We start from the raw sequence: 19149 nt of genomic DNA on the forward strand, positions 1-19149 counted from the left end.
CCGCGCAAAGGCAAAGCCTTTGTCGCTGGAGGTGCGAGCGTGGAGATATTCCGTCGCTACAGCCCCAGATACGCCTTGCGCACGTCGGGATTGCCGCTGATCTCGGCGGCGGTGCCCTGCATCAGCACGCGGCCGGTCTGCAGGATGTAGGCGCGGTCGGCGATCTCGAGGCATTCGGCCATGCGCTGCTCGACGATCAGGACCGTCATGCCGGCGTCGCGGATGCGCTTCACGGCCTGGAAGATCTCGTCGACCAGTTTCGGCATGATGCCCTGCGACGGTTCGTCGAGCATCAGAAGCCGCGGCCGCGTCATCAGCGCGCGGCCGATCGCAAGCATCTGCTGCTCGCCGCCGGACAGCGTCTCGGCGCGCTGGTCGAGCCGTTCGCCAAGCCGCGGGAACAGCTTGAACACCAGATCGAGCGGCGCGTCGCGGTCAGACTGACTGCGGTAGAGATAGCTGCCGAGGCGCAAATTGTCGCGCACCGACAGCCGCGGAAACAGCCGGCGGTTCTCCGGCACGTAAGCGATGCCGCTTGACGTGATGACGTGCTGCGGCTGGCCGTCGATGCGCTTGCCGTCGAAGGTGACGGTGCCTGCGCGCGGCCGCTCGGCGCCGGCGATCGATTTCAACAGCGTCGACTTGCCCGCGCCGTTGGCGCCGGCGACGCAGACGATCTCGCCCTTGGTGACGTCGATCGACACCGAGGAGATCGCGACCAGGCCCTGATAGGCGGTGGTGACTTCACGCACCGACAGCATGACGATCCCCGAGATAGGCAGAAATGACTTCCGGATTGCGGACGACCTCAGTCGGCTTGCCCTCGACCAGCACCTTGCCGAGATTCAGCACGATGGCGCGATCGACCAGCGGCATCACGATCTCCATCACATGCTCGACCATCAGCACGGTGATGCCGGCGGCGCGGACCTTCCGCACCAGCTCGACGCCGGTCTGCGCCTCGACCGGCGTCAGCCCGGTGAGGACTTCGTCGAGCAGCAGCAGCTTCGGCTCGGTCGCGAGCGCGCGGGCCACCTCGAGCCGGCGCTTCTCCGACGGCACGAGGTCGGCGGCGAGCTTGTCGGCGCGCGCGGCAAGGCCGCAGAACTCCAGCACCTCGTAGGCCTTCTGCCGCGCGATGCGCATCTTGGTGTTGCGGATCAGCGCGCCGACGATGACGTTGTCGATCACGGTCATGGTCTCAAAACTCTTGACGACCTGGAAGGTACGCCCGACGCCGCGCTGGCAGCGTTCCGCCGCCGGTAGCTTGGTCACGTCCTCGCCGTCGAAGATGATCGAGCCCTGGCTCGGCGGCAGCACGCCCGCGATCAGGTTGAACAGCGTCGACTTGCCGGCGCCGTTGGGGCCGATCAGGCCGACGATCTCGCCGCGCCCGACCGAGATCGAGACATCGCTGTTGGCGACGAGGCCGCCGAAGCGCTGCCATACTCCGCGCGTTTCCAGCAGCGCCGTCATCGTGCAGCTCCCTTGCGCAGGGAGAACACGCTGACCAGTCCGCGCGGCAGCGCCAGCGAGATCACGACGATCAACGTGCCGTAGACGATGAGGTCGACGCCGCGCCCGGAGCCGCCGATGAACGAGCGCGTCAGCTCGGTGAGCGGGATCAGGATGACCGCGCCCAGCACCGGGCCCCACAAGGTGCCGATGCCGCCAAGCACCGCAGGCAGCGCCATCAGCAGCGAGAACTGGAAGCCCATCACGCTTTCAGGATCGATGTAGGAGACGAACTGGGCGTAGAAGCTGCCGCCGACCGCAACGAGGAAGGCCGAGACCGCCGCCGCGCCCATCTTGGAATTGAACACGACCACGCCGAGGCTTTCGGCCGCATCGGGATTGTCCTTCACCGCGCGCCACCAGTAGCCCCATTTGGAATCCTCCAGCCACCAGGTGACGAACCAGGCGATGCAGGCCAGCGCCAGCGCGAAATAGAAGTAAGGCAGCTTCGAGCGGGTGAACTGGAATTTCAGCCAGCTGTCGCCGCGCACCGGGATGTCGATGCCGAGCGCGGCGCCGGCCCAATCCCAATTCTGGATCAACAGCAGCGCGATCTCGGCGATCACGATGGTCGCGATCACGAAATAATGCCCGCGCAGGCGGAAGCAGGGGTAGCCGAGCGCCATCGCGATCAATGCGGAGATCGCCCCGCCCGCCAGCATGCCGAACCACGGCAGCACGCCGAACTTGGTGAACAGCAGCGCGGTGGTATAGGCGCCGAGCCCGAAATACAGCGCATGGCCGAGCGAGATCTGCCCGCAATAGCCGGACAGGATGTTCCAGCTCTGCGACAGCGCCGCATACATCAGCGTCAGCACCATGATGTTCTGGACGTAGACGTCCTTGACGAAGAGCGGCACCAGCGCGGCGATCACCGCGAGGCAGGCCGCCACGATCAGGTCACGCCTGCGGCGTTGGGCGAACTGGGTGTCCATCACATCGATCCGAACAGGCCACGCGGGCGGATGAAGACGACCAGCAGGTAAACGGCATAGATGCCGACCGATTTCAGCGACGGCGGCAGGATCAGCGCGGTGGTCGCCTCCACCAGGCCAACAATGATGCCGCCGGCAAAGGCGCCGAACACGCTGCCGAAGCCGCCGAGCGCCACGGTGACGTAGGCGATCAGGGCAAACGACGCGCCGACGTCGGGGTAGACGTAGAAGAAGATCGCCATGATGGCGCCGGCAAGGCCGACCAGCGCCGCACCGAGGCCCCAGCCGAGCGCGAACACCCGGTTCTTGTCGATGCCGACCAGCGCCACCGCGCCGGCGTCCTCGCGCGTCGCTTCGAGCGCGCGGCCGAAATCGGTGCGATTGATGAAGAAGTACAGCGCGACAAAGGCCGCGATCGACAGCATCGCGCCGATCAGCTGCGGCTCCGGCAGATAGATGCCGGCGATCGACACCGTCTTGCCGCCGACCCAGGAGTTGGTGACGCTGCGGTAGTCGGGCGTGAAGAAGAACTGGGCGAGGCCCCGCATCACGATCGCGAGGCCGAAGGTCGAGAAGATCTGCACCATGCCGGCATTGGCCTTGGCGCGCATCGCGAAGCGGACGATCAACAGATAGACCACCGCGCCGAACACGAACAACGCCGCGGCGACCAGCGGCGCCGAGAGCAAGGGGTCGATCGCGAAGAACGCGAACAGGAAGAAGGTCGCGTACATCGCGATCATCAGGAACTCGCCGTGCGCGAAATTCACGACGTCCATCAATCCGAAGATTAATGCGAGGCCTGCGGCGATCAGTCCGTAGAGCAGCCCCATCAACAGGCCGCTCGCCAAACTCTGAATAATGGTCTCGGCTGTCACCGTCGACGCTCCATGTTCCGACCATTGTCTTTAGCCCCCGTCATTGCGAGGAGCGAAGCGACGAAGCAATCCATGCTTTCTTTTCGCGGAGACGTGGATTGCTTCGCTTCGCTCGCAATGACGGAACATGCGAGACTCTGAATGATGTCTTCGGCTGTCACCGCCGCTTGCCCCCTCTGGCGCCCGACCGATCAGCTGTTCATCGGCCAGATCGCCTCGGAGACGGCGGCCTGTTCCGGGAAGATCGTCACGAAGTTCTTCGCGGAGTACTGCAACAGCACCGGATCGGCGAAGTTGTTCTGCCCCATCTCGTCGAACTTGACGCGCCGCCACGGCATGATGGTCTGATCGCCCGGCATGTCGGTGGCGACCAGCGCCTCGCGGATCTTGTCGCCGTCGGTCGACTTGGCGCGGTTGATGGCGTCCGCCATCACGATCAGGCCCATGAACTGGCGCGACGAATAGTCGTTGAAGTCCTTGCCCGACTTGGCGCGGTACATCTCGTTGATCAGACCGACCATCGGCCGCTTCTGCGCCAGGTCGAGCGAGAAGCTGCCGCGCGAGATCACTCCATCGAGCTTGTCGCCGACCGCGTCGTAGGTCGCCTTTTCCGAGAAGCCGGCGTCCTGCGCCATGATGTTCTTCGGCTTGTAGCCGAGCTCGGCCATGGTCTTGACCAGGAGGATCGCGTCGGTGGTGTAGCTCGACGGCATCAGCACGTCGGCATTCGCCGCCTTGAGCTGCTGCACCTCGGCGGTCAGCGACGGCGAGTTGGCGCGGTACTTGATGTCGGCCACGATCTTGTAGCCGCGCTCGGCGGCGAGCTTGGTCTGCGCGTTCGCCGAATCGGTACCGAAGATGGTGTCCTCGTGGAACAGCGCCAGCGTCTCGATCTTCTGGCCCTTCTTCTTCATCGCATCGAAGAAGTCGAACATCGCGGTCGAGAACATCTCGTCATGCGGCGAGGCGCGGAAATAGTATTTCAGGCCGCGCCGATGCAGGCTCGGCGAGGAATTGTCGGCGGAGAGGAACGGAACGCCGTAGCGCTCGCAGATCTGGCTGACGGTGACGGCGACCGCGCTCTGATAGGTGCCGATCACGGCGCAGACCTTCTCCTGCGTGATCAGGCGCTCGGCTTCGGCGCGGCCCTTTTGCGGATCGGCCTGGTGGTCGGCGAACACAAGCTTGACCTTGGCGCCGCCGAGGCCGGACAGGCCCTCGCCCTTGGCGAGCGGCAATGCGAAGTCATAGTTCTTGTTGATGATGTCTGCCGCGGTCTCGAACGCGCGCTGCGCGTCGACGCCGATCTGGGCGCTGGCGCCCGAGAGCGGATAGATCACGCCGATTGCCACTTCACTGGTCTGTGCGCGCGCGGCCATCGGACCGAGCGCGGCAGCGGCAGTGGCACCCAGCAACACGTTACGGCGAGAGATCGTCATCGAAATTTCCCCTTGGTCAGCTTGTTATTATCGATGTGACGCTTGTAGCGCGCAGTAAAGCCTCAATGAATTGCACGAATTGCCTATTCAGAGCACAGCGAGCTGCTTGTTCCTGAGATCGGTCACCAGCATCAGGCCCGGCGAATGCGTGATCGCGAACGGCAGCTTCGCACTTGCGATCACCGATTGCGGCGTGACGCCACAGGCCCAGAACACCGGGATCTCGTCATCGGCGACCGGTACCGCATCGCCGTAATCGGGCTTGGCGATATCCTTGATGCCGATCGCATGCGGATGGCCGAGATGGACCGGCGCGCCATGCACCGACGGGAAGCGCGAGGTGATCTGCACCGCGCGGATCGCATCCGCCGGCTTGAACGGGCGCATCGACACCACCATGGGTCCCGCGAACGGCCCCGACGGGCTGCAGGCGATATTGGTGCGGTACATTGGCACACGCAGATTGCGTTCAATGTGACGGATCGGCAGGCCCTCATCCAGCAGCGCCTCCTCGAACGAGTAGGAGCAGCCGAGCACGAAGGTGACGAGATCGTCGCGCCAGTATTTGGTGATGTCGGTCGGCTCGTCCGCCACCTCGCCGTCGCGCCAGACCCGGTAGCGCGGCACGTCGGTGCGGATGTCGAGGTCGAGACCAAGGGCCGGAATGCGGGGATCGCCGACGTCAGACATGCCGATGATCGGGCACGGCTTCGGATTGAGCTGGCAGAAGCGGTGGAAGGCGCCGGCGAGCTTTTCCGGCAGGATCGCGAGATTGCCCTGGACGAAACCGTTGGCGAGGCCGGCTGTGGTGGCCGAGGCCACGCCGTCACGGCAGGCGCGGCGCGCTTCGACGCTCGCCGGCACTGGTTCCCCCTGAGATCGCTGCACTGCCGCAAAAACAGTCATGGGATTCTCCTGCCCATAATCTCGACAAGGACAAACCAACACCAAGCGTGATATAATGTCTAATCGTCCTTTCTAATCAAAATCGATAAAACAGATTACGGTCGCCATCGAGCGCGTCGCCAATCTCGCCAGGCAGATCGCGCAGACGAGCGTGGCGGTTGACGGCGCGAGAGTGGCGCGTCATTGAACGATTGCCGGATAATCGAACGTCATTCCGGGATGGTCCGAAGGACCAGACCCGGAATCTCGAGATTCCGGGTTCGATGCTGACGCATCGCCCCGGAATGACGAAAATAAAAATGGACTGACGACATGAGCCGAGCCGCCACCAACCTGCAGATCGATTCCGCCCGCCTCTGGGGCACCATCCACGAAACCGCGCAGTTCGGTGCAACGCCCAAGGGCGGTGTGCGGCGGCTGACCTTGAGCGCCGAAGACAAACAGGTGCGCGACTGGTTCCGCAAGGCATGCGCGGACGCCGGCCTCGAGGTGCAGGTCGACGCGCTCGGCTCGATGTTCGGGTTGAGGAAAGGACGGGACATGTCGAAGCCGCCGATCGGCGTCGGCTCGCATCTCGACACCCAGCCGACCGGCGGCAAATATGACGGCGTGCTCGGCACGCTGGCGGCGCTCGAAATGGTGCGCACGCTGAACGATGCCGGGATCGAGACCGAGCTGCCGATCTGCATTTGCAACTGGACCAATGAGGAAGGCTCGCGCTTTGCGCCGGCGATGATGGCCTCGGCCGCCTATGTCGGCGACTTCACCACCGACGACATCCTGTCGCGCAAGGACGCCGAGGGCGTCACGGTGGCGCAGGCGCTCGACACGATCGGTTATCGCGGCGACGCCCCGGTCGGCCGCCAGAAGTTCACCAGCTTCGTCGAGCTGCATATCGAGCAGGGCCCGATCCTGGAGGCCGAGAACAAGACCATCGGCGTGGTCGATTCCGGCCAGGGCGTGTTGTGGTACGACGGCAAGATCACCGGCTTCGAAAGCCACGCCGGCTCGACCCCGATGCCGCTGCGCCGCGATGCGCTGGCGACGCTGTCCGAGATCGTGCTGGCGATGGAGAGCATCGCGAAGCAGCACGGCCCGAAGGCGGTCGGCACCATCGGCGAGGCCGTGATCGCCGCGCCCTCGCGCAACGTCATCCCCGGCGAGATCGCCTTCACGGTGGATTGCCGCAGTGCCGACGCCACGATCATGGATGCGCTGGACCGCGACCTGCGTGCCGCCGTGAGCGAGATCGCAGCAAAGCGCAAGGTCGAGGTGCAGCTTGATCTCGTCTGGCGCAAGGCGCCGACGCATTTCGATCCCAAGCTGGTCGACGCGGTCGAGAATGCCGCGAAGCAGCTCGGCTATTCGCACCGCCGCATCACCTCCGGCGCCGGCCACGACGCCTGCAACCTCAACACGGTGATGCCGGCAGCCATGGTGTTCGTGCCCTGCAAGGACGGCGTCAGCCATAACGAGCTGGAAGATGCCAAGCAGACCGATTGCGCCGCCGGCGCCAACGTCCTGATGCATACGGTGCTGGCGCTCGCCGGCGTCGCGTCCTGATCATCATTTCTCCTCATCGGATGGAGGCTTTCGTGCGCGCAGTGTTTGTCGACGCCAATGAATCGCTTGCTGTCATCACGGAACGCCTGGAAAAGCCCGGCGATCCCAGGATGCGGATCAACCGCAACCCCGACATCAAGTCCGAGGACTATCCAGCGGTGCTCGACGGCGCCGAGATCGCGGTGGTCGACCACACCGCGCTGCCGACCGATGTTGCGAAGAAGTGCGCCGGCCTGAAGCACGTCGTGTTCCTCGGCACCGGCGCGCGCAGCTACATGAACCCGGAAGAGCTCGCCGAGCTCGGCATCTCCGTGCACCTGATCAAGGGCTATGGCGACACCGCGGTCGCGGAGTCAGCGATCGCGCTGATGTGGTCGTCGGCGCGCGTGATCGCGCAGATGGACCGCGAGATGCGCGCCGGCAACTGGCTGCGAGAAGACGGCATGCAGCTCACCGGCAAGACACTCGGCCTGGTCGGCTTCGGCGGCATCGCCGCCGAGGTCGCCCGCATCGCACTCGGCAGCGGCATGAAGGTGATCGCCTGGAACCGGTCGGCCAAGAGCCATCCGGGTGTCGAATTCGTCGATCTCGACACCGTGCTGGCGAGCAGCGACGTGGTTTCGATCCACCTGCTGCTGAATGACGAGACCCGCGACCTGATCACGCGCGACAAGATCGCGAAGATGAAAAAGGGTGTGGTGCTGATCAACACCGCGCGCGGCGCGATCGTCGACGAGCAGGCGATGATCGATGCGCTCAATTCGGGCCACATCCGCCACGCCGGCCTCGACGTCTACAACATCGAGCCGCTGCCGAAGGATCACCCGCTGACCAGGATCCCGAACGTGACGCTGTCGGCGCACTCCGCCTTCCGCACGCCCGAGGCGAGCGAGAATTTGATCCACGCGGCGTGGGAGCACTGCCGAAGGATCGTGAAGGGATGATTTCACCGTCGTCCCGGCCAAGCCAACGGGTCGGCGCAAAGCGCCGCCCGATGACAGGCTCCGCGCGAGCCGGGACCCATAACCATCACTGCCCATTGTCACGAAGGCTGGGGGCACAGCGAGCACCAACAACGAGACCCTGTGGTTATGGGTCCCTGCTTTCGCATGGACGACAGTGGCCGTAGGGTGGCTAACCCGCCCTACGCAGATTGCGAAGCAATCAATAACGACGTCGTCCTGGACAAGCGAGCGTAGCGAGCGCGATCCAGGACCCATTACCACCGGCCTGCGTCATCGCGCAGGGCGGTGGTCAGACCCAGCAACACAACAAGCACTCGGGGTAATGGGTCCTGGCTTTCGCCAGGACGACCCCGTGCTTGACGGCGCAGCCTAATCCACCATCTCCGCGACGGCCGTGCCGCACGCCGTGGTGTCGGCATTGCCGCCGAGATCGCGCGTGCGCAGCGTGCGTTCGCCGAGCGTGCGCTCGATCGCGCCGACGATCGCAGCCGCCGCCTGCTTCTCGCCGAGATGCTCCAGCATCATCGCGCCCGACCAGATCATGCCGATCGGGTTGGCAATGCCCTGCCCGGCGATGTCAGGCGCCGAGCCATGGACCGGCTCGAACACCGAGGGGAAGTCGCCTTCCGGATTGATGTTGCCCGACGGCGCGATGCCGATCGTGCCGGTGCAGGCCGGGCCGAGATCGGAGAGGATGTCCCCGAACAAATTGGAGCCGACCACGACGTCGAACCAGTCCGGATGCAGCACGAAGTTCGCGGTCAGGATATCGATGTGGTACTTGTCCCACTTCACGCCGGGATATTTCTTGGCCATCGCCTCCACGCGCTCGTCCCAGTAGGGCATGGTGATGGAGATGCCGTTCGACTTGGTCGCCGACGTCAGATGCTTCTTCGGCCGCGACTGCGCGAGGTCGAACGCGAATTTCAGGATGCGATCGACGCCGGTGCGGGTCATCACGGTCTGCTGGGTGACGAATTCGCGGTCAGTGTCCGGGAACATGCGGCCGCCGACGGAAGAGTATTCGCCCTCGGTGTTCTCGCGCACCACCCAGAAATCGATGTCGCCGGGCTTGCGGTTCGCCAGCGGCGACGGCACGCCGGGCATCAGCCGCACCGGGCGCAGATTGACGTACTGGTCGAACTCGCGGCGGAATTTTATGAGCGATCCCCACAACGAGATATGGTCAGGTATTTTCGCCGGCCAGCCGACCGCGCCGAAATAGATCGCATCATGCTTGCCGATCTGGTTCTTCCAGTCGGCCGGCATCATCTCGCCGTGCTTCTCGTAATAGTCGTAAGAGGCGAAGTCGAAATGGTCGAACTTCACGTCGACGCCGTGCTTCTTGGCCGCCGCCTCGATGACGCGTAGGCCCTCCGGCATCACTTCCTTGCCGATGCCGTCGCCGGGAATGACCGCAATCCGATACTGCTTCTTTGCGCTGCTCATCGAGAACACCCTTGTGATTTGCCCGGCCGGCAATGCCGCCTATTCTGATGGTCCTGCAATGGACCAAACTTTGCGCGAGCGCAACGCTGCAGTGCAGTGTTGACCGCGGCGCGACCCTGCCCCACCAAATTCGCCGACACCCACTCCTCATACCAAGCGAGACATCCCATGGATCTGCATCTGCGCGGCAAGCGTGTCCTGATCACCGGCGCCTCCAAGGGCATTGGCGCGGCCGCCGCCGAAGCCTTTGCCGAGGAAGGCGCCAACCTCCTGCTCGCCGCCCGCAACGGCGACCAGCTCAAGGCGCTCGCCGAGCGGCTGCGCTCCGCGCACCAGATATCTGCCGCGACCAGCGTGGTGGATCTGCGCAAGTCCGAGGATCTCGCGCGCCTCGCCGGGGAGGCCGCCGACATCGATATCCTTGTCAACAATGCCGGCGATATCCCCGGCGGCTCGATCGACAAGATCGACGAGGCGACCTGGCGGCATGCGTGGGAGCTCAAGGTGTTCGGTTACGTCAATCTGACGCGCGCGATCTACGCCCAGATGAAGGCGCGCGGCGGAGGCGTGATCGTCAATGACATCGGCGCGGCCGGCGAGAAGTTCGACGCCAATTACATCTGCGGCAGCGCCGGCAATGCCGCGCTGATGGCGTTCACCCGCGCGCTCGGCGGCAAGAGCCTCGCCGACAATATCCGCGTCGTCGGCATCAATCCCGGCCCGGTCGGGACCGACCGCCACGTCACGCTGCTCAAGACCCGCGCCAAGAACCAGTTCGGCGACGAGAACCGCTACAAGGAATTCCAGAAGGGCCTGCCGCTCGGCCGGCCCGCACATGCACGCGAGATCGGCGACCTGATGGCGTTCCTCGCCTCCGACCGCGCGGGCTATACGTCGGGCGTGATCTACACGGTGGATGGCGGGCTGACGTCGGGATGGGGTTAGAAATCGCCCCTCCGCTTGTACCGCCGTCATCCTGAGGAGCCGCGCGTAGCGCGGCGTCTCGAAGGATGGGCCACGGGCTGCGCCATCCTTCGAGGCTCGCCGAAGAGGCTCGCACCTCAGGACGACGCCGTCCGCTCGAACAGCTGCCGGATCAGCGTCGTGATGCGGCCCTGCGGCGCCAGCATCTGGTTCATGATGGAGAAATGATCGGCGCCGGCGATCTCCTCATAGGTCACCGGCAGGCCGTAACGGGCGCGATGGCCGGCGAAATCGGCGGTCTGCTTGCGCAGCAGCGGCAGCTCGGCGCTGCCGACCACCAGCGACAGCGGCTTTGCCGTGCCGCCTTCCGCCATCATCGGCGAGTTGCGCCGCGACGCCGCTTCGTCGAGCTTGAGCTTTTCGTTGAGGTAGGAATGCCTGATCGGCTCGAGGTCGTAGATGCCCGAGATCGCCATGCCGGCCCGGACATGGCCGTTCGACAGCGCCAGCGATGTCAGATGTCCGCCGGCCGACCAGCCCGACACCACGATGCCCTCGGCAGCGGCCCCGAGCGCGGGCAACTGTGCGGCCAGAAAGTCGATGCCGGCATGGATCTCGGCGACGATGTCATCGAGCGTCGCATCGGGCGCGAGCGTATAGCCGATCAGCGCGACATTGATGCCGTGGGCCATCGGCCCCTCGGCGAAGATCGTGAACACTTCCTTGGCACGGGTCTGCCAATAGCCGCCGTGGATGAACAAGAGCGTCGGTGCGCCGTCGCGGACTTTCAGGAAGTCGATCCGGTTGCGCTCGCGCGAGCCGTATCTGAGGTCGAGATGGCCGGCGTGCTTTTGCCGCAGTGCCGCCGAGCGTTGCTCCCAGCCGGCGGCGATCTCAGCGCTGCCCTTGACGGCAACGCCGTTGTTCAAGCCGAGGTCACGCTCCTGCTGGCTCATCGCGCGCCAGTCCAGCGCGGAAAACAACGCTGCCATCCCTGCCCCTTCGGTTCTCGTCGCATTGCCACGACGGCAGGAAATGTTCTACAGCACAAGCAAACAGAAGGCATAGGAGCAACGGTGCATGGCTGATCAGGGCTTGGTGAAGGAAACGGCGTGTGCCGTCGTCGAGAAGCTGAAGGCCGGCGACGTCACGCCGCTCGATCTGCTCGACGTGCTGGAGACGCGCATCGCCGAGGTGGACGGCAAGGTCAACGCGCTGCCGACGCTCTGCTTCGACCGCGCCCGCACCCACGCCAAGGCCCTGATGCAGAAACCGGTCAGTGAGCGCGGCCTGCTCGCAGGCCTTCCGGTTCCGATCAAGGACCTCACCGCCGTCTCCGGCGTGCTGACCACGCTGGGCTCGCCGATCTTCAAGGACAACGTCCCGGCGAAATCCGACATCCTGGTCGAGCGTCTCGAAGAGAATGGCGGCGTGATCTACGCCAAGTCGAACACGCCGGAATTCGGCGCCGGCGCCAACACCTTCAACGAGGTGTTCGGCCCGACCCGCAATCCCTGGGACACATCGCGCTCGGCCGCCGGCTCCTCCGGCGGCGCCGCGGCGGCACTTGCGAGCGGCACCGCGTGGCTGGCGCACGGCTCCGACATGGGCGGCAGCCTGCGCAACCCGGCGAGCTTCTGCGGCATCGTCGGCCTCCGGCCGTCGATCGGCCGCGTCGCGCAGACGCCGAAATTCGGCGTCGACCGCACGCTCGGCCAGCAGGGACCGATGGCGCGCAATGTCGAGGACCTCGCGCTGCTGCTCGACGCGATGAGCGGCGAGCATGCCGCCGATCCGCTGTCGCTGCCCGCACTGCCGACGTCGTTCCTGTCGGCGGCGCGGTCAGGCAGCAGGCCGAAGCGCATCGCCTATTCGCCCGATCTCGGCATCACGCCGGTCGATCCCGAGGTCAAGGCGGTGACCCGCAAGGCGGCGGAGCGGTTCGCGGCAGCCGGTGCGATCGTCGAGGAGGCGCATCCCGATTTCAGCGAAGCCCATGAATGCTTCCACGTGCTGCGCGCGTTCGATTTCGCAATCAGCAAGGCCGAACTGCTGCGCACCAAACGCGATCTGCTGAAGCCCGAGGTGATCTGGAACATCGAGGAAGGGTTGAAGCTCACGGTCGAGAAGCTCGAACGCGCCGAGGCGCAGCGCGTCGCGATGACGGCGCGTGCGCTCGAATTCTTCGACAAGTACGACCTGCTGCTGGCGCCCGCGACCATCGTGGCGCCGTTTCCGGTCGAGAACCGCTATGTCGCCGAGTGCGACGGCAAGAAGTTCGACAACTACGTCGAATGGCTCGGCATCGTCTACGCGATCACGCTGGCCTGCTGCCCGGCGCTGTCGCTGCCCTGCGGCTTCACCGCCTCGGGCCTGCCGGTCGGCCTGCAGATGGTCGCAAAGCCGCGCGCCGAGGCGCAGCTTCTGGCCGGCGCGAAAGTGCTGGAGGACATTCTGGGCGTGCGCGGCACCACCCCGATCGATCCGCGGCCGCCGCGATCCTGACCCTTATGGTGGAGAGGCGGGCGATACCCTCCACTTCGTCATTGCGAGCGAAGCGAAGCAATCTGTCACCGAGCGCGCAGAACGATGGATTGCTTCGTCGTTTCAGCGCAAAATTGCTCTGCAATTTTGTCGCGAGCTCCTCGCAATGACGGGGCTATCTATCTCTATGGGACGAAGGGATAGGCTGCAGACGATCTGCCCTACGCCTTATCCTCCGTCGCCTGCAGCGCCACGGTGAGTGCCGCCTTGGTCTGCTCGACGATTTCGTCCAGCAACTCCTCGCGGCTGATCTGCGCGGACTCGCCGGTCAGCAGTCCCTGCTCGGCGAGCATCACGATGCCGTGCAGCCCGGCCCAGATCTTCAGCGCCTGCCGCTCGCGCAGCAGGCCGACCGCGGGCGCCTCGAACGACTCGATCAGCAGTGCCAGCGTTTCCATCGCCGCGGTGTGCAGCTCGCTGCCCTTCGGCGCGCAGGCCATGGTGCGCGACGCGAACATCAGCCGGTAGATGCCGTGGCGCTCGAGCCCGAAGGCGAGCGCGGCCTGGGCAAAGCGCGACAGTTTCGAGCCCTTGCTCGACTGCTCGATCGCCTCGCGCATGATCACGTTGAACTGCCGGAAGGCTTCCGCGGTCACCGCCTCCAGCAGCGCCTCGCGGTCGGCAAAGTGCCGGTACGGCGCCGGCTGCGAGACGCCGAGCTGCTTGGCCAGCGCCTTGATGCTGATCGCCTCGGGACCACCGAGCTCGACCTCGCGTAACGCGGCCTGGATCAGGGCTTCGCGGAGGTCGCCATGGTGGTAGGTTTTGAACGGCTTACGAACGATTTGTCCCATTGCGGCAATGATCGCTGAATTTTCGCTTGACGCGCAAGCGCGACGATAATGTAATATACTATAACTTGGCGATCCGGTTAAGAGGGCCGGCCGCCCAAGCAAGCCAAGAGCTTGCCTAAACAAGAACTTGCCTAAACAAGGCTTGCATAAACCGGAATGAGGAACCCGGCGCAACCCACAATGCGCCAGAGCCGAGGGAGGTGCTTGCATGTCCAAGCTCAGAATCCGCGTCGACCAGGACAAGTGCCAGGGTCACGCCCGCTGCAAATCACTCGCCCCCGAACTGTTCGAGCTCGACGAATACGGCAACGCCCATGAGGTCGGCGACGGGACAGTCCCGGCCGGGCTCGAGGACAAGGCCTGGCTCGCGCAGACCAATTGCCCGGAAATCGCGATCGAAGTCACCGAGGAATGACGGCCAGCCGGGGACGGCCGTGCGCCGCCCGTTGAGCCAACCAGCGTTTGATCGAACGAGAAGGAAACGAGCTGATGTCCGATTCCCCGTCCGCAAGCTATCTGCCCGAACATCCCCCGGTCTCCGACTGGGTGCACGATTTCGACCATACCGATCCGGTCTGGACCGACGACCCGTTCCCGATCTGGGAGACGCTGCGCGCGGCTTCGCCCGTCGTGCATACCGAGCGCTTCCTCGGCTGCTACATGCCGACCACCTATCAGGCGGTGAAGGAGATCGCCTACGACACCGAGCACTTCTCCTCGCGCCGCGTCATCGTGCGCGACATCCGCCCCGAGATCACCGCTCGCGCGCCGCCGATCACCTCCGATCCGCCGGAGCACAAGCCCGCCAAGCAGGTGCTGCTGCCGCCGTTCACGCCGGACGCGATGAAGCGGCTGGAGCCGCGGGTGCGCGCGATCTGCAACGAGCTGATCGACGAATTCATCGCCGATGGCCATTGCGACGCCGCCGCGCGCTACACCAAGCACATCCCGGTGCGCGCCATCGCCCATATGCTGGGAATTCCCGAGAAGGACGGCGACCTGTTCATCAAATGGATCCACCAGATCCTCGAGCTCGGCATCAAGAACGAAGACGAGCTGATGAACGGCGTGCGCGAGATGACCGGCTACTTCGTGGCCCATCTCGAGCAGCGCAAGCTTGAGCCGGGCGACGATCTGATCTCGCAGCTGCTGCGGGCAAAGGGCCCCGGCGGCCAGCCGCTCACCGACGAGCATGTGCTCGGCTCGCTGCGGCTGCTCTTGATCGCCGGCATCGACACCACCTGGAGCGCGATCGGCTCCTCGCTCTGGCACCTCGCCAAGACGCCGGCCGATCGCGAGCGCCTGATTGCGGAGCCGGCGCTGATCCCGACCGCGATCGAGGAATTCCTGCGCGCGTATTCGCCGGTGACGATGGCGCGCGAGGTGATGAAGGAGACCACGATCTCCGGCTGCCCGGTGAAGGCAGGCAACATGGTGCTGCTGTCCTTCCCCGCCGCCAATCGCGATCCCGCCATGTTCCCCGATGCGGACAAGGTGGTGATCGACCGCAAGGAGAACCGCCACGCCGCCTTCGGCCTCGGCATCCACCGCTGCGTCGGTTCCAACCTTGCGCGGATGGAGATGCAGGTCGCGATCGAGGAATGGCTGAAGCGAATCCCTGATTTCCGGCTCGATCCGGCCGGCAAGGTCACCTGGTCGGAAGGCACGGTGCGCGGCCCGCGTCAACTGCCCGTTCTGTTCGGCAACAACGCCTGAGGAACCGGACAGCGGTTACATCACGTCACCCAATGAGGTAGCTTGCCCCGGAATCGAACCGACGAGTCCGGGAGCAATGCCATGTCCGAACAAACCGCTCAGCCCGCGAGCGATCATCTCGACATCCACGACGTCGAGCGGCGGGTGAAGGCGATCTTCATCGGCTCGGTCGGCAATCTCGTCGAGTGGTACGATTTCTACGCCTACACGGCGTTTGCGCTGTATTTCGCGCCGGCGTTCTTCCCGCACAGCGATCCGGTGGTGCAGCAGCTCAATGCCGCCGTGCTGTTTGCCGCGACCTTCCTGATGCGCCCGCTCGGCGGCTGGCTGTTCGGCTTCATCGCCGACCGCTATGGCCGGCGGCTGTCGTTGACGCTCTCGGTGGTCTGCATGTGCTTCGGCTCGCTGATCATCGCGGTGACGCCGACCTATGCCTCGATCGGCATCGCAGCCCCGGCGATCCTGGCGCTGGCCCGCGTGATCGAGGGCCTGAGCCTCGGCGGCGAATATGGCGCGAGCGCCACCTATCTCAGCGAGGTCGCCGATCCCAAGCACCGCGGCTTCTACTCCAGCTTTCAGTACGTCACGCTGATCGGCGGCCAGCTCACCGCGATCATCGTGCTGCTGTTGCTGCAAAAGGTGTTTTTGACGCCGGACGAGCTGAAGGCCTGGGGCTGGCGGATTCCGTTCGTGATCGGCGCCATGCTCGCGATCGTCGCGGCGGTGATGCGCCGCAGCCTGCATGAGACCGAGGCCTTCGAGGAGGCCAAGAAGGTTTCCAAGCCGACCGGCTCGATCGTCGGCCTGTTGAACTATCCGCGCGAATTGCTGCTGGTGGTCGGCCTCACCGCCGGCGGCACCGCGGCGTTCTATACCTTCACCACCTACATGCAGACCTTCGTGAAGCTGTCGGTCGGCCTCACCGAGGACCAGACCACCTTCGTGATCTTCGGCTCGCTGATCTTCGCGACCATTCTGCAACCGATCTATGGCGGGCTCTCCGATAAAATCGGCCGCAAGCCGCTGCTGATCTTCTTCGGCATCGCCGGCACGCTCGGCACGATCCCGATCCTGACCGCGCTGAAGGATACCAAGTCGCCGTTCATGGCCTTCCTTCTGATCTGCGGCGCCTGGATCTTCGTCGCCGGCTACACCTCGATCAACGCGATCGTGAAGGCCGAGCTGTTTCCGACCAACGTCCGCGCGCTCGGCGTCGGCCTGCCCTACGCCATCACGGTGTCGATCTTCGGCGGCACCGCGCCGGCGGTCGCGCTCTATTTCAAGAGCACCGGGCATGAGGACTGGTTCTACTACTATCTCAGCGGCATGATTTTCCTGTCGCTGCTGATCTACTCGACGATGCGCGATACCAAGCGCGACTCCGCGATGCACCGCCACGAATGATGGCCTGACGCGATGACCGACGATAACGAACCGCCCGAGAGCAAGCTGACGCGCAGCAAGCAGCGTTGGGCGCGCGAAGGCAAATTCCTCACCGGCAAGGTCACCCGGCCGGAGGAGCAGCGCCTGCCGCCGGGCCAGCATCTGACGGCGGATTGGCCGGTGCTCGATCTCGGGCTGATGCCGAACATCTCCCAGGAGCGCTGGCGGCTCGACGTCTACGGCGCGGTCGAGCAGACCATCTACTGGACCTGGCAGCAGTTCATGGCGCAGCCGCAAACGCAATTCGTCTCCGACATTCACTGCGTCACGACCTGGTCGCGCTACGACAACCAGTGGGAAGGGCTCGCCATAAGCGACCTGCTCGCCGCCTGCCAGCCGCGCGAGGACGCGCGCTTCGTCGCGCTGCATTCCTATGACGGCTATACGACAAACCTGCCGATCGAGGACTTCGCCGCCGAGGACGCGCTGCTCGCCCATAGCTGGTCGGGCAAGCCGCTGGAGCAGGAGCATGGCGGCCCGGTGCGGCTCGTGGTGCCCCACCTCTATTTCTGGAAGAGCGCGAAGTGGCTGCAGCGCATCGAATTCCTCACCGAGGATGCGCCCGGCTTCTGGGAGGTCCGTGGCTATCACAATCGCGGTGATCCCTGGGCCGAACAGCGCTATTCTGACGACTGACACACCAACAGAATGATGGAACCTGCCCGTGCCGCACGAACGCTTTCAATTCACCGGTGTTGGCGGCCATCAGCTGGCCGCCGCGCTTGACACGCCCGACGGGCCGATCAAGGCCTATGCGCTGTTCGCGCACTGCTTCACCTGCGGCAAGGACGTGCTGGCCGCGAAGCGCATCGCGGTCGCGCTCGCGGCCAAGGGCATCGCCACGCTGCGCTTCGACTTCACCGGTCTGGGCTCCAGCGAGGGCGAGTTCGCCAACTCGACCTTCTCGTCGAACGTCGCCGATCTGGTCCGCGCCGCCGACCATTTGCGCGCGACGCACAAGGCACCCGCGATCCTGATCGGCCACAGCCTGGGCGGCGCCGCGATCCTCGCCGCCGCGGGTCAAATCCCCGAGGCCAAGGCGGTCGCGACCATCGCCGCGCCGTCAGATCCCGTCCATGTCACGCATTTCTTCAGGGACCGGATCGAGGACATCCGCACCCAGGGCGAAGGCGAAGTCTCGCTCGCGGGCCGCCCGTTCCGCATCAAGCGCGAATTCCTCGACGACGTCGCCGAGCAGAAGTTGATGGCGCAGGTGAAGCAGCTGCACAAGGCGCTGCTGATCATGCATTCGCCGACCGACGACACCGTCGGCATCGACAACGCCACGCATATCTTCAGCGCCGCCAGGCACCCCAAGAGCTTCGTCTCGCTGGCCGAGGCCGACCATCTCTTGAGCGGCAAACAGGATGCCGCCTATGTCGCCGACGTGATCGGCGCCTGGGCCGAACGCTACATCGATATCGCGCCGCAGCCGGCGGCAGATACCGGCACTGCGCCGCGCAACGTCGTGGTGCAGGAGACCCGCGCCGGCAAGTTTCAGCAGATCGTCACGGCAGGCCCGCATCGCATGCTGGCCGACGAGCCGATCGCCGTCGGCGGTCAGGATTCCGGCCCCGGGCCGTACGACTTCGTGCTGGCCGGGCTAGGCGCCTGCACCTCGATGACGATGCGGATGTATGCCGACCGCAAGTCGCTGCCGCTCGATCGCGTCACCGTAACGCTGACGCACAGCAAGATCTACGCGAAGGATTGCGAGGAGTGCGAGACCCACGAGGGCATGCTCGACCAGATCGACCGCGTCATCAGGATCGAGGGCGAACTCGACGCCGACCAGCGCAAGCGGCTGATGGAGATCGCCGACAAGTGCCCGGTGCACAAGACGCTGACGTCGGAGATACGGATCGTCACCAGGGCGGCGGAGTGAGCCCGCGACGCAGCGGGAAAGGCCGAGCCGTAGCAGCATCTGGGCGGCGTCCCTCTCCCGCACGGGGGCCGTCGCAGGGGCGTGCTGAAAAATATCGAAAACAACCCCATGCAAAGGTGCCGGCGGCCGCCGGCGCTCGAAGGCACGGCGCTCGAAGGCAACTGGCGCTCGAAGGCACTGGCGCTCGAAGGCA

18 protein-coding genes are annotated in these 19149 nt (G+C 65.0%); 9 read left to right on the forward strand and 9 right to left on the reverse strand.

Annotated features, from left to right (window positions below):
• Positions 1-56: 56 nt before the first annotated feature.
• The 6 genes from ACVIYL_RS40465 to ACVIYL_RS40490 form a co-directional block, all read right to left on the reverse strand.
• Positions 57-761: an ABC transporter ATP-binding protein gene (locus tag ACVIYL_RS40465; RefSeq protein ID WP_018270525.1), complete on the reverse strand. Its 705-nt coding sequence runs from the start codon at positions 759-761 to the stop codon at positions 57-59.
• On the reverse strand, positions 745-1476 hold the full coding sequence (locus tag ACVIYL_RS40470; RefSeq protein ID WP_253640332.1) for an ABC transporter ATP-binding protein: 732 nt from the start codon (positions 1474-1476) through the stop codon (positions 745-747). The genes ACVIYL_RS40465 and ACVIYL_RS40470 overlap by 17 nt, the downstream gene beginning before the upstream one ends.
• Positions 1473-2450 (reverse strand): branched-chain amino acid ABC transporter permease, encoded by a 978-nt coding sequence (locus ACVIYL_RS40475; protein ID WP_016842863.1) that lies wholly within the window; start codon positions 2448-2450, stop codon positions 1473-1475. Before ACVIYL_RS40475 ends, ACVIYL_RS40470 begins: the two co-directional genes overlap by 4 nt.
• Complete coding sequence (locus ACVIYL_RS40480) at positions 2450-3328, reverse strand: branched-chain amino acid ABC transporter permease (protein WP_026192487.1); 879 nt, start codon at positions 3326-3328, stop codon at positions 2450-2452. Before ACVIYL_RS40480 ends, ACVIYL_RS40475 begins: the two co-directional genes overlap by 1 nt.
• Before the next feature lie 191 nt (positions 3329-3519).
• Positions 3520-4767: an ABC transporter substrate-binding protein gene (locus ACVIYL_RS40485; protein ID WP_456781210.1), complete on the reverse strand. Its 1248-nt coding sequence runs from the start codon at positions 4765-4767 to the stop codon at positions 3520-3522.
• A gap of 87 nt (positions 4768-4854) precedes the next feature.
• A complete protein-coding gene (locus ACVIYL_RS40490) occupies positions 4855-5673 on the reverse strand; it encodes a putative hydro-lyase (RefSeq protein ID WP_057017644.1) in 819 nt (272 codons plus the stop codon).
• Between the two features lie 312 nt (positions 5674-5985).
• Between ACVIYL_RS40490 and ACVIYL_RS40495 the strand changes: the two genes are divergently transcribed.
• Together ACVIYL_RS40495 and ACVIYL_RS40500 are read left to right on the forward strand one after the other, a co-directional pair.
• Entirely contained in the window at positions 5986-7236 is a 1251-nt protein-coding gene (locus ACVIYL_RS40495) for an allantoate amidohydrolase (RefSeq protein WP_456781211.1), read from the forward strand.
• Between the two features lie 32 nt (positions 7237-7268).
• Positions 7269-8180 (forward strand): NAD(P)-dependent oxidoreductase, encoded by a 912-nt coding sequence (locus ACVIYL_RS40500; protein WP_456781212.1) that lies wholly within the window; start codon positions 7269-7271, stop codon positions 8178-8180.
• A gap of 390 nt (positions 8181-8570) precedes the next feature.
• Here the strand turns inward: ACVIYL_RS40500 and ACVIYL_RS40505 are convergent, their stop codons facing one another.
• Positions 8571-9650 (reverse strand): tartrate dehydrogenase, encoded by a 1080-nt coding sequence (locus ACVIYL_RS40505; protein WP_310882617.1) that lies wholly within the window; start codon positions 9648-9650, stop codon positions 8571-8573.
• A gap of 168 nt (positions 9651-9818) precedes the next feature.
• Between ACVIYL_RS40505 and ACVIYL_RS40510 the strand changes: the two genes are divergently transcribed.
• Positions 9819-10595, forward strand: coding sequence for an SDR family oxidoreductase (locus ACVIYL_RS40510; RefSeq protein ID WP_057017642.1), 777 nt, complete (start codon positions 9819-9821; stop codon positions 10593-10595).
• A gap of 116 nt (positions 10596-10711) precedes the next feature.
• On the opposite strand, the gene ACVIYL_RS40515 is transcribed toward ACVIYL_RS40510, so the two are convergent.
• Positions 10712-11566, reverse strand: coding sequence for an alpha/beta hydrolase (locus ACVIYL_RS40515; RefSeq protein WP_456781213.1), 855 nt, complete (start codon positions 11564-11566; stop codon positions 10712-10714).
• Positions 11567-11654: 88 nt separating this feature from the next.
• Here ACVIYL_RS40515 and ACVIYL_RS40520 point away from each other — a divergent pair, with 88 nt between their 5' ends.
• The gene (locus ACVIYL_RS40520) at positions 11655-13079 is read left to right on the forward strand and encodes an amidase (RefSeq protein WP_310882619.1); all 1425 of its coding nucleotides are present in this window, start codon (positions 11655-11657) and stop codon (positions 13077-13079) included.
• Positions 13080-13279: 200 nt separating this feature from the next.
• Here the strand turns inward: ACVIYL_RS40520 and ACVIYL_RS40525 are convergent, their stop codons facing one another.
• A complete protein-coding gene (locus ACVIYL_RS40525) occupies positions 13280-13912 on the reverse strand; it encodes a TetR/AcrR family transcriptional regulator (protein WP_076827173.1) in 633 nt (210 codons plus the stop codon).
• A gap of 208 nt (positions 13913-14120) precedes the next feature.
• Here ACVIYL_RS40525 and ACVIYL_RS40530 point away from each other — a divergent pair, with 208 nt between their 5' ends.
• The 5 genes from ACVIYL_RS40530 to ACVIYL_RS40550 all read left to right on the forward strand — a co-directional run bounded on the left by ACVIYL_RS40530 (position 14121) and on the right by ACVIYL_RS40550 (position 18956).
• Positions 14121-14327, forward strand: a complete 207-nt coding sequence (locus tag ACVIYL_RS40530) for a ferredoxin (protein WP_016842874.1) — start codon at positions 14121-14123, stop codon at positions 14325-14327.
• Between the two features lie 74 nt (positions 14328-14401).
• Positions 14402-15628 (forward strand): cytochrome P450, encoded by a 1227-nt coding sequence (locus tag ACVIYL_RS40535; RefSeq protein ID WP_141340861.1) that lies wholly within the window; start codon positions 14402-14404, stop codon positions 15626-15628.
• Positions 15629-15709: 81 nt separating this feature from the next.
• On the forward strand, positions 15710-17032 hold the full coding sequence (locus ACVIYL_RS40540; protein ID WP_456781214.1) for an MFS transporter: 1323 nt from the start codon (positions 15710-15712) through the stop codon (positions 17030-17032).
• 12 nt (positions 17033-17044) lie between these two features.
• Positions 17045-17707, forward strand: coding sequence for a sulfite oxidase-like oxidoreductase (locus ACVIYL_RS40545; RefSeq protein ID WP_456781215.1), 663 nt, complete (start codon positions 17045-17047; stop codon positions 17705-17707).
• A gap of 28 nt (positions 17708-17735) precedes the next feature.
• A complete protein-coding gene (locus tag ACVIYL_RS40550; protein WP_456781216.1) occupies positions 17736-18956 on the forward strand; it encodes a bifunctional alpha/beta hydrolase/OsmC family protein in 1221 nt (406 codons plus the stop codon).
• Positions 18957-19149: the final 193 nt, after the last annotated feature.

This window comes from Bradyrhizobium sp. USDA 3315, from assembly GCF_054056795.1.